This window comes from Streptomyces sp. SM10 (assembly GCF_002910915.1).
In the GTDB taxonomy this organism is placed as follows: Bacteria; Actinomycetota; Actinomycetes; order Streptomycetales; family Streptomycetaceae; genus Streptomyces.
In genome coordinates, this window is record NZ_NEUF01000068.1 from 21,248 (window position 1) to 34,336 (window position 13,089).

General features: G+C 66.5%; 9 protein-coding genes. 4 read left to right on the forward strand and 5 right to left on the reverse strand.

Going from position 1 to position 13,089, the window contains the following annotated elements:
* Positions 1–4: 4 nt before the first annotated feature.
* Both B9S57_RS09005 and B9S57_RS34140 read right to left on the reverse strand, forming a co-directional pair.
* On the reverse strand, positions 5–538 hold the full coding sequence (locus B9S57_RS09005) for a hypothetical protein (protein ID WP_181011281.1): 534 nt from the start codon (positions 536–538) through the stop codon (positions 5–7).
* A gap of 187 nt (positions 539–725) precedes the next feature.
* Positions 726–914 (reverse strand): hypothetical protein, encoded by a 189-nt coding sequence (locus B9S57_RS34140; protein ID WP_146057734.1) that lies wholly within the window; start codon positions 912–914, stop codon positions 726–728.
* A 721-nt stretch (positions 915–1,635) separates the two neighbouring features.
* Between B9S57_RS34140 and B9S57_RS09010 the strand changes: the two genes are divergently transcribed.
* On the forward strand, positions 1,636–3,447 hold the full coding sequence (locus tag B9S57_RS09010) for a hypothetical protein (protein WP_181011282.1): 1,812 nt from the start codon (positions 1,636–1,638) through the stop codon (positions 3,445–3,447).
* Positions 3,448–3,629: 182 nt separating this feature from the next.
* Here the strand turns inward: B9S57_RS09010 and B9S57_RS09015 are convergent, their stop codons facing one another.
* Both B9S57_RS09015 and B9S57_RS09020 read right to left on the reverse strand, forming a co-directional pair.
* The gene (locus B9S57_RS09015; protein WP_181011283.1) at positions 3,630–5,405 is read right to left on the reverse strand and encodes an ATP-dependent helicase; all 1,776 of its coding nucleotides are present in this window, start codon (positions 5,403–5,405) and stop codon (positions 3,630–3,632) included.
* On the reverse strand, positions 5,402–7,354 hold the full coding sequence (locus tag B9S57_RS09020) for an ATP-dependent endonuclease (protein ID WP_219818556.1): 1,953 nt from the start codon (positions 7,352–7,354) through the stop codon (positions 5,402–5,404). Before B9S57_RS09020 ends, B9S57_RS09015 begins: the two co-directional genes overlap by 4 nt.
* A 339-nt stretch (positions 7,355–7,693) precedes the next feature.
* On the opposite strand from B9S57_RS09020, the gene B9S57_RS09025 reads away from it, so the two are divergent.
* Together B9S57_RS09025 and B9S57_RS34145 are read left to right on the forward strand one after the other, a co-directional pair.
* Entirely contained in the window at positions 7,694–8,308 is a 615-nt protein-coding gene (locus B9S57_RS09025) for a hypothetical protein (protein WP_146057736.1), read from the forward strand.
* Between the two features lie 161 nt (positions 8,309–8,469).
* On the forward strand, positions 8,470–8,985 hold the full coding sequence (locus tag B9S57_RS34145; protein ID WP_146057737.1) for a hypothetical protein: 516 nt from the start codon (positions 8,470–8,472) through the stop codon (positions 8,983–8,985).
* Between the two features lie 1,452 nt (positions 8,986–10,437).
* Here B9S57_RS34145 and B9S57_RS09040 read toward each other — a convergent pair.
* Complete coding sequence (locus B9S57_RS09040) at positions 10,438–11,007, reverse strand: hypothetical protein (RefSeq protein ID WP_103515010.1); 570 nt, start codon at positions 11,005–11,007, stop codon at positions 10,438–10,440.
* Between the two features lie 171 nt (positions 11,008–11,178).
* On the opposite strand from B9S57_RS09040, the gene B9S57_RS09045 reads away from it, so the two are divergent.
* Complete coding sequence (locus B9S57_RS09045; protein ID WP_258036312.1) at positions 11,179–13,089, forward strand: KAP family NTPase; 1,911 nt, start codon at positions 11,179–11,181, stop codon at positions 13,087–13,089.

Consider the following 13,089-nt stretch of genomic DNA (forward strand, 5'->3'; position numbering starts at 1 on the left):
GCAGTCAGACCGGCGGCAGACCGCCGATCCTGCGGGCCCGCATGCCGATGTTGGTGCTGCCGCGTTCCACCGTGTGGGTCTTCTGCTCCACGGAGGCGTTGCCTTCGATCTCGTCGGCGTCCATGCCGATCTGCTCGCCCTGCACGCGCTCGGTGTCCTGGCGCACGAACGGACCTGATGCCGGGCGTTGTTCGCCCGCGAAGGTCAGGCGCTGGCTGTAGATGTCCTCCAGCAGGCTGCGCGCCCTCCCGAGGGTGCGCAGCAGTGCGTCGTCGGTGGCCGCGACGGGGGCGTCGCCGCGGTAGTACACGTTGAGTCCGTCTCGCAGAGACGCCAGGTCGCGCTCATGCTGGGCGAGCCGGGTGGCATCGGCCTGCAGGGGCAGTGCGAGTGTGCCGGTCAGTTCGGCGGGAACCGCTGGGTCCGGCTCGGGCGCGCCGCCGCGGTCCAGCAGTTGCTCCAGACGCTGGTAGAGAAAGGCCAGCGTGGGTGTCAGGCCGGCGCCGATCACGGCAGACAGCGAGGCAAAATCCGGCACAGCAGCTCCCCCGTATGCAGACAGAATTCGACAGGATCTCAGCGTTTCCAAAAGATTCTCGCCGCGCACCCCTGAGTCCTCTATGCATTCTGTGGATCTGACTCAAAAACGCGCCTCATTCGCTGCCGTGCCCTGCGCCAGTATTTCCGTGCACGGCGCCCGGCCGTGTCGGCCGGGCGCCGTGCTGTCACGTCTCACGCTCGTCCGGGGCCCGGTGCCCGTAGCGCTGGTAGGGCAGCTCGTCCGGGCGGCTGACCAGGCGTGTGCGACGCCAGGCGGCATCGAAGTCCAGGCGTCCTTTACTGGCGGCCACCAGCTTACGGGCGCGCCAGCTGGTGGCCGGGGACAACAGCCAACGCGTCAAGGAAAGTCGCATTCACTCATCGTCGCGACGGCTTCCCCCACACGAAGTCAGATTTCTGCTTTCAGCCGGAGACGACCTCCATGAAAGGAGATTACAAGCCAGCACCGAAGTTGCCATAGGGACAGACGGTGTTGCAGTTACAGAATTGACTTCCGATGTCTCCCGGTTCTCTTGTTCTCCTTTGTGGCACAGGAACGGACAGAGCTCTGGCGCAATACCCGCCTGTGTCCAGGCTCCACGGCCTTTGCGAAACCAGGCGACAGAGCTCACGCCGTAGTCGTCTCAGGCAGAGCGAGCCCCTTCCTTCCGCGCGGAGCGCAGGCAGCGGGCGGTGAGCGGGGGCAATCGGACGCGGGGGACGCGGGGCGGGTTGCAGATCCAGTGGCCGGAGCCGGCGCGGTCGAGGGCTTCTGTGCGGCGACTTGGTTCAGCAGCCGCTGCCGGTCTTCCTTGATCTGGTACTCGTATTCATCGCGGTCCCAGGGGCCTCAGCGGTGTCAGCATCCGCGAGGGTGAGGGGCTCGGCGGAGTACTGCACATGCGCAGGCGCGCGGGGATGCCTACTGCGACGGCCGCTTCCGTCAGACCGCGTTCAGGGCGGCCGGTCGCGCCGAAGAGCGCATGGTGTTCAGAGTGCGCTCGGGCTCGTCACCTCGCCACCGGCACGTCGTTGAACAGGACCAACGTGCCGAGCAACTCGCAAAGGGGCCGTCCGGTGGGGCCATTGGTCAGCGTGAGCAAGCTTCGATTCCTGTGCGCGGACGGGGTGTGGCGCGAGCGCAGCATCGCTGCGTCGGCGTGGGCGGTGACCGGTCCGGTGGGCAACGGTACCTCCACCGCGCTGGAGGCCCTGTTTTATGTGGTGGGGCTGAACAAGGGCGATGTGGCGGTGATGCCGCCGGTCAAGGCCCTCAAGGAGCTGGAGGCGCGGTGCACGATCGGCGGCGTGTCTTGGAGCATCTCTCGCACCACGGCGGGCAACACCGTCGTCTTCCGGGAAGCAGGCGGCACGTCGCGGCGCGTCGAAGCGTTTTCCGCCACCGGCAGATCCGGCAAGCGCACCGCCGGCGACTTCCTGCTGGAGCTGCTGGGCATCGCCGATGCCCGCCGCGGCACGGCCCGTCTGGGTCTTCCGCAGCTCGCCCGCGCGATGTACTTGCAGGAGGCCACCATCGCCACCCACTACCTGGGGGGTCTGGGCGCCGAGGAACGCAAGCTGCTGTTCGACGTGCTGCTCGGGCTGCGTGACCAGGAGTTGCAGCGGCTGGAGGACGAGCACACCGCCGCGGAGAGCGCCTACAGCAAAACGTCCAGGCTGCTGAGCCAGCTCCTCAAGCAGCGCAAGGAGCGAGATCTGGACGAGCCTGAGGTCATCATCGCCGAGCAGGAGCGTAAGCAGGCTCAGCTGAAAGAGGCCCGTGGCCGTCTGGAGGCCCAGAAGAAGAAGCTGAGCGACATTGCGGCGCAGCGCGGCCGGCTTGACCTTGCCCTGCAGCAGGCCCGCCAGGCCGAGAAGGCGGCGCGCGCGGCCTGTGACCTGGCGGGCAGAGAGGTCACAGCGACGGAGGCCGATCTTGCCGATACCAGGGGGTACTTGCGCGGGCTCAAGCGGCGCTCGGCCCAGCGTGACAGCTGCAGCGAGTGCCGCAAGCCCCTGCCGGAGCGCCCCGAGGGACACTGCCGCCAGTGCGCGCAGCCTGGCGAGGGACGGACCGGCCCGGCGGTGGAAGAGCTCGCCGAGGCTGCCGCGCGCATCGAGGCAGCCACTTTGGTGGCCAAGCTGCGCAGGGGTCAGCAGGCCGAAGCGGCCCTCCTGGCCCGGCAGGCCTCGGACGCCACGCAGGAAGCCGAGAGGGCGCGCGACCGGCACGATCGCGATGTCTGGCAGCCGCAGCACCAGTGCGTCCTGGAGGCTGAGACGCTCGTCGGCGGGCTGGACGGGGAACTCGTCCAGCTGAAATGGCGGCTCAAAGAGGTCGAGAACATTCTCGATCTCACCGCCGAGAAGGAGACGCTGGGCAAGCAGCGTACCCAGGCCCGGGAGACGCTCACTGTGGCCCAGCACGAACGCGAAACCCGCCGCAAGGAACGCATCCAGCTGTGGTCACAGCACTTCCTGGCCCGCGTACAGACCGTCCTGCCCGGCGTGGAGCGAGCCCGTATCGACCCCGACGCCTACACCACGGTGATCGGGCACACCGTCTTCGAGGACTCCAGCGTGGCCGGCGGCGAACGCATCCTGCGCAACGTCTGCGCGCTGCTGGCTCTCCGGGACGTCGCCCGAGAGGTGCCGTCCGCCCCGATTCCGTCGCTGCTCGTCGTCGACTTCCCCGTCTACGGGAGCGACACCAACGAAACCGACCGGCATACCGGCACCCGTCTCCTGGGGCAGCTGGTCGATGCGGCCCGCGACGGACACGGCCAGGTCCTCCTCGCCGCGCGGGCCCTGCCCCCATCCACGCACGACAGGGTGCGGTGCCTCGCCCTGTCCCCCACACACCACTTCTTCGACCACGCGCCCCGCAGCAGCGACCAGGACGGATAGGGGGCAGGCCACGCAGGCGGGCCACGGGGACCGCGAGGAGGCGGCGTGACGCCGGCGGACGCCGGCACCATCGCCCGCGTGTGCCGGTTCCGGCGGTGACCGCCTGCGCTTCGACGTCGACAGCGAGTCGACACGCGTGTCGCTCTGCGCTTGGCGGAATGTGCGGGACCGGGCAATCAGGGCTACGGCCTGGCGTAAGGGACACCGTTTTTGTCGAGCACGGCTTCGATGCGGCCGATGTGCCGTTTGTGGATGGCGCAGATCAACAGCTGCTGTGCTCGGGACCCTGCGACGTAGAGGACGCGTCGGGCCTCGGTGTTGTAGTCGCCTTCCCAGTCGTCGACAACGTTCCGCTCCGTGGCGGTGTCGGTGCGCAGCCGTTCGGGGACGACCAGTACCACTCCTGGGTACTGGCGGCCCTTGACGCCATGCACGGTGGAGAAGCGCATGAGGGGTTCGGCGCCGGTGGAGGCGATGCTGGTCCACGTTGCGTCATTCGGAGCTCTGAAGAGTCCGCCCAGCTCTGAGGTGTTGGGAGGGCGGGTGTCGCCCCAGTCTGCGTCTCGCAGGTAGGTACGGACGTCCGTTGCGAAGGTGTTCCTGGTTGTGTCTGCCGCGTCGAGGCGCAGTGCCATGCGCACGGCGAAGGCCTCGAGCCAGCGCGGTTCGACGCCTGCCAGTTCGCATTGGGCGTCGAAGCCTTCGCGTCCCGTTTTCGTCCCCTGGTCGGCGGTGAGGGCGTCGAGCACCGTGCGCTGCACCTGGTCGATGGCCTTACGGCGGGTCCGGGGGTCCGTCGTTCGTGATCTGAGGATCTGGCCTGCCGCTGCGATGCGTGCCACCCGGTTGGGTGTGTTGTTGTCGATGCCGGGCACTCCGGCGGCTTTCATGCCGTGGGTCTCGGCGTGTGACAGCAGGATGAGGTCATCGGCGGTGAGTTTGTTGCGCTCGGCGATGCTGAGGGCGGTGGGCACGATTTCGCCATGCGCCTTGTATTCGACCAGGTGCACGGGGGTGGGGTTCCAGGAGTTTTCGCCGCGGGCGAGCTCGGTGCGTTGTCCGGACCGCAGCGAGGTGTTGAACGCGCAAATGGCAGGTGTGCTGCGCCAGTTGTCCCTGAGCTGGATGGGATCGCCGGGAAGGCTGTCGGCGAAGGCCCGCACGCCCTCGGGGGTGGCGCTGCGAAACTCGTAGATCGACTGGTCCGTGTCTCCGACCATGACGATGCGGATGCCCTGCTGCCGCAGGAACGCGAGGATACGCAGTTCCTCGCGTCCGCAGTCCTGGGCTTCATCGACGATCACCTCGGCGAAGCGGGAGCGCAGCAGCGGGGCGAGGATCTGCTGCTTGTCAGCTTCCTGCAGCCAGTACTCAGCCAGGCAGCGGGCAGCCACGCAGCTGACGGTGCCGGCGTTGACGAGGCGGCCGAAGATGTGGGAGGCATGGGCCTCCGCTGCATGTTTTCTTGCAAGGAGCTCTGCGCGGACCATGGGGCTGCCGAAGTCGCGCGGGATGCGGCTTTCTATCAGGTGGGCGCGGCCGTCCGGGTCGAAGTCGAACCAGTCGAGGTGCAGGTTCTTGGCTCGGCCGATCTGGCTGAGGCGGAAGCTCGCACTGGGTATGTCGCGCCAGCGTTGCACGTAGTTGGGTCTCTTCCCGAACGCCTTGGCGTACAGGGGGGTGACGATGAAGCGGTGGATGAAGGCGTCGAAGGTTCCGACGAAGTGGGGTGCTTCGAGGGCTTGTGTGCGCTGCCCGCATCGTTGGCGGACTTCTTCTACCGCTGCGTTGGTGAAGGACAGCAGCGCGATGCCTCGGCGGTCTTCCTCGGCCGTTCGTTTGAGGAATCGGGCGACCATCGCGCGGGTTTTGCCGGCGCCTGGGCAGGCCACCGCGAACAGGCTTTCTTCGGCATCGACCAGCGCCTGCTGGTCGATGGTCAGGGGCAGTTCGCTCACTGTGCGCCGCCCTGCTGATCGGCCAGGACACCGTGCACGGCGTCGGTGAGGTACTGCGGTGCCTCGAAGGCTGCCCCGTCCTGGATGGCCAGGGCGACGTCGTGGGCGAACTCGCCCTTGCTGATGAACTTGGCGTGCTTGCAGAGCTTTTGGTAGAAGCCGAAGGCTCGGCCCTTGGGGTGGGTGAGGATGTCGCCCCAGTGCTGTTGCGATTTCGGGTGCTGCTTGAGGTAGGCGGCCCGGAGGGTCGGTTCGTTGGCCATCGGGGTGAGGAGGTCGGCCTCGAGGGTGTGGGGTGCCTCCGCGACGATGAGGTGGCCGGCCGCGCCGATGGCGGCAGCATGCTCCTCCAGGAGCTCCTTGCGGTTGCTGACCTTGGTGCGGTTGCCGATCTGGTCTTCGTCGCCGCCGTCGTCCGTCGTGGCTTCGAGTTCTTCGGCCGGGGGCGTCTGGTCCGGCTGGCCGTCCTCGCTCTTTTTCTTGGGGAGTTCGGGGTCGGGGTCCCGGTCTGTGATGACTGTCAGCCGGTCCAGCAGCCGGCAGCCGTTGACTTCTGAGAGCAGCAGGGTGATGTAGGGGGCGAAGTCGACGCTGCCGACGTTGATGATGGTGGCGCCGTGGAAGTCCCGGCGCTGCTTGGCCTGGTCGTCGCCGTTGAACAGGCAGTGCCGGGCGATGACCGGCAGCAGGACGGCTTCCGCGATGCCTTCGACCAGGACAACACGGCGGGCGAAGAGCAGGCTGGCGCGGGTGGCATCCAGGTACTGGTTGATCTTCCGTCGCTCGTTGTCGGCCAGATCCAGTTTGGCCAGAGGAAGTGAGTGGGTCTTACGGCGCAGGACCTCGATGTCACGCCCCTTGTCGTCCTGGGCGGTCTCCTGTTCGGCGAGGGTGCGCAGGGCGACGACGTTCTCGATGCCGACGCTGCTGGCGAGGTTCGGTGAGTGCGTGCTGGCGATGACCTGGATCCGCCCGGCCGGCCCCTGCAGGTCGTCGCGGGGTGAGGCCTCGGCCTGTTCGCGCAGGTAGTCCAGGAGCACGGCCTGCAGCTGCGGGTGGAGGTGGGCTTCGGGCTCTTCGACGAGGAACAGCGTCAGCTCTGCCGACTGGGCCTTGCGCAATTCGAGGATGACGGTCGCGATGAACAGGAGGTTGGCGTAGCCCAGGCCCGATTCGGCGAGGTCGGCGGGTTCGATCCCGGACTCGGCCATCTTCACGCGCAGGCTGCGAGCCAGGCGGTGCAGTTGGTACTCGGCGAACGTGACCTGGACGCTCTGCCCCCGGACCGAGTCGGTCAGCTTGCCCAGATGGGTTTGGATCGCGCCGGTCGTGGAGGTGAGGACGTCGTGATTGGTGAGTTCCTTGAGGGAGTCGTTGGCAGTCGTGCGGAACTTCTCCTGGTCGTCCTCCGTAGTGAGGTACTTGATGATGCGCAGCAGTCGGCTGCCGTCGGAGGAGTCGAGCTCCCTTTGCGCATCGCGCAGCGGGGCCAGGTAGACGTGCGTGATCTGCTCCCGCTTGGCCGGCTCGGCATCGGGGCCGCCCACGGGTCCTGCGGTCACGCTGGCCCGCATCTGCTGGCGGACGGGGTCCTTCCAGTAGGTGGTGGTGTAGCTGGCCTGGTGGGTATCGACATCGAGGGCGGTGATGTAGTGCGCCCGCTGGGTGTCGGTCAGTCCGTCGTAGGTAGCCGTGAATTCGGCCTCGGCCCCCTCCCGGCCGCGGGACAGGTCGGTGTCTTCGAACCAGCGGGTGCCACGACGGTTCAGGGGCGTGGTGGCCAGCCGCAGCGATTCGATGACGTTGGACTTGCCGGAGTTGTTCTCGCCGACAAGCAGTGTGATGCCCGGCTGGAAGTCGACCTTCAGGTCGTAGCAGGACCGGAAGTTCTTGATGCCCAGCCGGCTCAGGTACATCCCGCCCTGCGTCTGGTTATGCCTCTGGTGCACTGGCGCACTCCCCCGTTGCTCGGTGTCTTCTCCCCCCACACATGAGTGGCGTGGACCCCACGAGACCCGCCCGTCACCCCACGCGAACCTTTACACAATCTCCACGCGATGAGTGAGCGAACGCGCAAACAGCGGGATGCGCCACGCCTGACGCCCGGGAGTCCCCTCCGCGCACCCTGCAGGATCAGCCACTCTCCTTCTGCGGTGAGGCAGTTGAGCCCACGGCCGGGGCGGCAGACACCACCACGATCGCGTATTGAAGCAACACACAGCGCGTTGCTTCAATACACTTGCTGGCGCCCCAGGCACGGGGGTGTCCCGTCTCCCGAAAGGCCTTCCATGCTGCCCGCGATCACGCTATCCTCCCCGGTTCCCGTCGCGGCCGACACCCTTACCCGGCCACAGGCCGCGAGCATGCTCGGCATCTCCCCCAACACCGTTGGCAAGCTTCTCAACAGCCAGTTCCTGCCCCACCTTCTGTCGACTCACGTCATAGCGCTGGCGAATGCGCCCCAGGTTGGGGTAGTCGAAGGCCTTCTGCCTGTGCTGCGCACGGCGGCGGCCGCCCGCCCCGAACGCGCGGGCGACACGCGGGACTTCATCGGAGATTCTCCGACTCTCTCGGACCCCCAGTTCCTCGAAGCGTCCCGGCAGTGGTGGCGCTGCGACGCCGGCGCGATCGTGAACGCCGGGATCCTTCCGGTCGCCGTGGCCGGCTGGGTAACCGGTGTGCTGGACATCCAGGGAGTGGAGACGACCGAACGGTTCGGTCCGACCGAAGTACGGCACGCCTTCACCGCACAGGTCGCCGGCCGCGTCGGGGCGCTGCACGACCGTTCCACGTACCGAGTACTCACGAAGGACGCGACCCTCGCCGCGCTGACGGAGCAACTCCTGGGAGCACGCGTGCAAGCCGCAGTGTCGGGCGGCCCTATCGCCTACCTGTCCGCCTGACTTGGCGCGAGGGCCCCGGCACCTCATACGCCGGGGCCTTCGCCGCACGCGGCAGCCAAACGGGTGTTGACGGCGGCCGAGCGGCGCGCCCCGGTCGGCCGAGCTCCACTTCTCGGAGCCGTGGCCCGTGGCTGTCAGTCCTGTCCGGCACACTGCCCCGCATGCTGAATCGAGAAGAAGCCGCTACCGCACGGCAGCGAGTGATGCAGGCGTACGCACAACTGCCGCACGCGGTACCGGACGTAACTGCCGCCGACTTACGACGGGCTAACCAACTGGCCTGGGCGGAACTGGAGACGGCAGGCGCGCCCCTGGATGCGCCCGGCGAGCGGATCTACGCTCTCGGTTTCGTAGGACCTGGGCCAGATCTGAAGGTCGGGCTCACCAGCTCACGAGCGGGGCAGACCGGTAGATCTGGCAGAACTGCCATTGCGCGCATCAAGTCCCTGGAGCGGGTCAGCATGGCTCACTACACGGTCATGGTGCGGGCCTGGATATCGAGGCCCGTAGCCAACGCCCGCAACTGGGAAGCCAAATCCCTCAACGCGCTGGAGCAGCTTGAGGGATCCACGGCGATAGGCGAGTACTTCCGCGGCGTCGACTTCGATGTGGCCCTGGAGATCATCGAAAGCGTCCGCAAGGACTCCATGACCTCAGTCCGGCGAGGAGGTAGGTGAATGCTGGCACCTACCGACAGGACTACAGCCCCAGCCGCACAGGAGACCGAGCAGGCCAGAAGCCACATGCTGACGCCCCCGAGAGGCCGCACGCGGGGCTCTCCTGCGCTTCTGCAGCCTCCCACTCCTCTGCCCGCTTCTTGACCTGCGGGTCATCGGCCACCTTTCGGGAAGTTGCGTGTCCTCGGTGAGTGCGCCTCGACGAGCTGCCGGGCAGTAAGTCCTCTGGCCGTACTCAGGTCGGCAGCAGTGAGTTGGGCGTTTTGGGCAGCTACGCGCCAACCCACCGGTAATGCCGCTCTGCCAGGCTGCCCACGGGCGTTGGCTGCTCAAGACCCCCGCAGCGCGGTGGATCAAATCCCCGGTGAGGTCAGTATCAATGCCTACGCCTCGGGCGAGTCCTCGAAGGTGGCATCGAGCACTCCGTATCTGCCACATCATGTGAACTGAACCCCTCGCATGGATGCAGGCAACGGAAGCACCGCACAGCCCGGCCATTCGGCTGCTGTCCCAGGCTGTGCGCAAGTTCCTGCGCATCAACTTCGATCTTCGCGAATCGGGCTAGGGGGTCCCTCGGCCGGGACACCAGGCTTACTTCATGGATCTGCGCCTCGGTGGTGACTGGGCGCGGGTAGGCAAGAACACTCTGGCCGTCAGTATGAGAGCAGCTGCGCCGCCCGCATGCGTTGCAGCTGCCATCCGGAGTGTGGCGGACTCTGAGCTGATACCGGGTATCGAGCATATGCTCGCACTCATCGAGGTCCTTACCGCACAGGGAGCAGAGCTGCGTCGCGGTGAATCCGATGGACAGGCCCGATCTGCGATGCATCAGAGACAGAGGGCAGCTATCCCAGTAGCTGCCCTCGCTGTATTCGACGTCGCATCCGAAGATGCCTCCGACCAGGGCAGCGACGCGATGCGCATGCTGATGCGCCAACTCCGCAAGGTCTGTGTCCTCGAGAAAGTTGAAGGCGTCGACCGCCCGGGCCAGGGACTGCCTTGCCCAGTCCTCGAGTTGGGGCCACAGTTGCAAAGGCACCTGCGTGAGGGGATCCACTTGCACGGTGCGAGCCATCGCCTGGTATTGGCGGTGCACAGCTCGGGAAGTCCGCAGCACCACGGCCTCTGCGAGGGTGGGCTCGGCGCGCAGGACATCGCGGGGGCCTCTCCGCAACCGCTGCTCGGCCCGAGACCATACTCTCGCGAGGTAATCCTGCTGCGCCTTCATGGTATGGAGCCCGCGCCGGTGGATGGCTTCGGTAGTGGCCTCCCACGACGGAAGCTCTGACAACGGCAAGCTCCAGTTCAGAGACGTGCTGCGACAGCACTGTCCGTACAGGCGCATGGACTGTCTCAGGCTCGCGACTCCCTCCTGCCTCATCATCGACTGGCGACCTGGCCCGCCGGCCGGTGGCAAGGGGACGCCGGTACGGATGAGACGTCCGGTGAATCTCATTCGGGGTTGTCCGCCGCCCCCGCGTCGTCCGGGGCAGCGGGAGGCAGTGGTGTGGACTCTTGAGCGGACAGAGCATCACGGAGCAGGCCTTCGATGTCTGTGGCCCGGCCGCTGATCTCCAGACCTCGAATGACGACCTCGTCCCCGTTCCGTGTCACCTCAGCGGCCCTCACCGTCACCGGTGCGGAGTCGATCTGCTGCGATGTGCATTCGCCCCCGAGGGCGGCTCGAGCCCGGTGCCATACCAGCCGGGCGATACTCTTGGCCACATCGCTGGTGAGGCTGCCCGCGACCGCCACAGCGATGACGGCGACCACCTCAAGGGCCCCGTATTCACTGAGATAGCGTCTGTCTTCCCTCGGCAGAGCGAAGTCGACATCTATGCCCTGATTCCGCATCGTCTTGACCAGGCCGGCCACGTCCTCACGGTAGATACCGACGCCGTCAAGGGTCGTATCCGGGAGCAGGAACAGTCGACTGTCCGCAGGGGCGGCCAGCACCTGCCAGGGCAGTTCCGGGACATCCCAGGATGTCCTCACGTTCTCAGGCGGGCGGGTGTCAGGCATTGGCAGATCATGCTCCCCTCGTTGCATCCGGTTCTGCCACGAGAGTAGCGACAGGTGCGTGCCGGTAAGGCGTTTGACTTGCTGCCCACCTGATAGAAGATGGCTGGCCGTCGCCTCTTTGTCAGAAGGCGACGTTACGCTCGCTCTCTTCGTGACCAAGGACGGTGGGGCATGACGGACAACATATTGATCAATGTCGGCAGTCTCCTCAGCGGAGACGACCCGATCGATAACGCCAGCCAGGCCTTGCTGCAGCGTGCAGGCCTGGCTGATGCGTTCGCTGTGGAAGTCCGCCGAACGTCTGCGAAGCACGGCGCAGTTGTCGCGCTAACGGGGACGTGGGGCTCGGGCAAGACATCGCTGGCGAATCTCGCCTGTCGCGCTTTGGACGCGGTCGATGACGTGCAGGTCGTCAGGTTCAATCCGTGGTTCTTCTCTGGAACCGACCAGCTTATGCAGTTCTTCTTCGACGAACTTGCCGGGCAGTTGCGGGACGGGCGCCGGCTGAAGGACAAACTCGCCAGCGCGGGCCGCATCGTCGCTGAGCGACTGGGCAAGTACTCGGCCGCCCTATCACCTCTGAAGTTCGTCCCTGGGGCCGACGTCGTCCTCAACAGCGCAAGCGCGACCGCCACTGGGACATCGAAGCTCCTCGGTGAAGAGCAGGGGACCATTTATGAACAACGAGCACAGCTCACTGAGCTCCTCGGCAAGCTGCCGGGACGGATTGTGGTGTTCATCGATGATATTGACCGGCTGTCGCAGCAAGAGATCCGAGATCTCTTCCGCCTGGTGCGCCTGACCGGCTCGTTCCCGAACATCGTCTACGTCCTGTGCTTCGACCGCGAAGTGGTGGAGTCAGCACTGACAGACGAAACGGTCAGGGGGGCCGCGTACCTCGAGAAGATCGTGAAGATGTCGGTGGAAGTACCACCGCTGCCCACACAGGCGCTCTCCCCGTTCATCACCGAAGGGCTGGCCCAGGCGCTCGACGGGATCGAGAACGGGCCCTTCCATGCGGCTCGGTGGCCGGACGTGTTAGTGCAGTTGATCCTCCCGATGTTCTCCACCATCCGGGATGTGAAGCGGTACCTGGCATCGGTGCCACTGGCCGTGCGGAGCCTGGGTACGGAGGTGAATCTGGTCGATGTTCTGGCGCTTGAGGTCCTGCGTGTACGGCACCCCGCAGCACACGCGATGCTACCGGCCGCCGCGGACCTGCTGACGCCGGCCAAGGCGGTTCACCAGACCGACGCGGACCGGACACCGCGTGAGAAGGCATTCGTGGAGGAGTTCAGCGGACGCTTGAACGGCCAGGCCCAGGTGGTCGTCCGCCTGCTGTTCCCTGCCGCCGAGAGGCTGTTCGGCGGCCCCCATTACGGTTCTGACTGGATACCGGCCTGGGAACAGGACCGGCGAGTCGCCTGCAGCACGGTGCTCGACTTCTATTTCCACCGCCAGCTGCCGTCCAGACGGGCCCCCGCCGAATGCGTCGACCAGATCGCGGATTGCATCGGCGACCAGAGTGCGCTCGACGAGGCTCTGGAACGGGTGCCGGAAGACCTGCTGGACGACACGCTCAAGCGTCTGGTCTCCCGTTGCCGCGACGTGCCCGAGGAGGCCGTGCTGCCGACGGCCGCAGCGCTGATGCGTCAACTACCGCGGGTCAGGCTGGGGTCAACGGGGATGTATTCCCTTGGCGGTGAATGGGCGGTGCTGAGGCCGGTGAGCGTTCTGCTGCACAACCTCAGCGGCGACGTCGCCGACCGCACCGTCCGCAGCCTCTTCGACAGCATCCCGAGCCTGTACGGGAAGGTCCTTCTGCTCGACATCACTGCGGGCCATCCGGACAAGCAAGGGTTGATCACCGAGGGATCAGCCCGGTCACTGCGGCAGGACCTTGCCGCCCGGCTCCGCACGGCCAGTCCCGACAGCCTCGCCGACGAGCGGATGCTGCTGCGGACCGTCGTTGTGGCAACAGCCGCCGCAGATGGTCTCCCTGTCCTTGAGCCCGTCTTTGATGCCCGCGTCGTCGCGCGCCTGCTGGAGAGCGGGGTGACGCCGACGTCAGTAATGCACTAG

Excerpts from the sequence above, each read along its gene's own strand:
- B9S57_RS09045 (WP_258036312.1), top strand. The coding sequence starts at position 11,179 with ATGACGGACAACATATTGATCAATGTCGGCAGTCTCCTCAGCGGAGAC.
- B9S57_RS09040 (WP_103515010.1), bottom strand. The coding sequence starts at position 11,007 with ATGCCTGACACCCGCCCGCCTGAGAACGTGAGGACATCCTGGGATGTC.
- B9S57_RS09025 (WP_146057736.1), top strand. The coding sequence starts at position 7,694 with ATGCTGCCCGCGATCACGCTATCCTCCCCGGTTCCCGTCGCGGCCGAC.
- B9S57_RS34145 (WP_146057737.1), top strand. The coding sequence starts at position 8,470 with ATGCTGAATCGAGAAGAAGCCGCTACCGCACGGCAGCGAGTGATGCAG.
- B9S57_RS34140 (WP_146057734.1), bottom strand. The coding sequence starts at position 914 with ATGCGACTTTCCTTGACGCGTTGGCTGTTGTCCCCGGCCACCAGCTGG.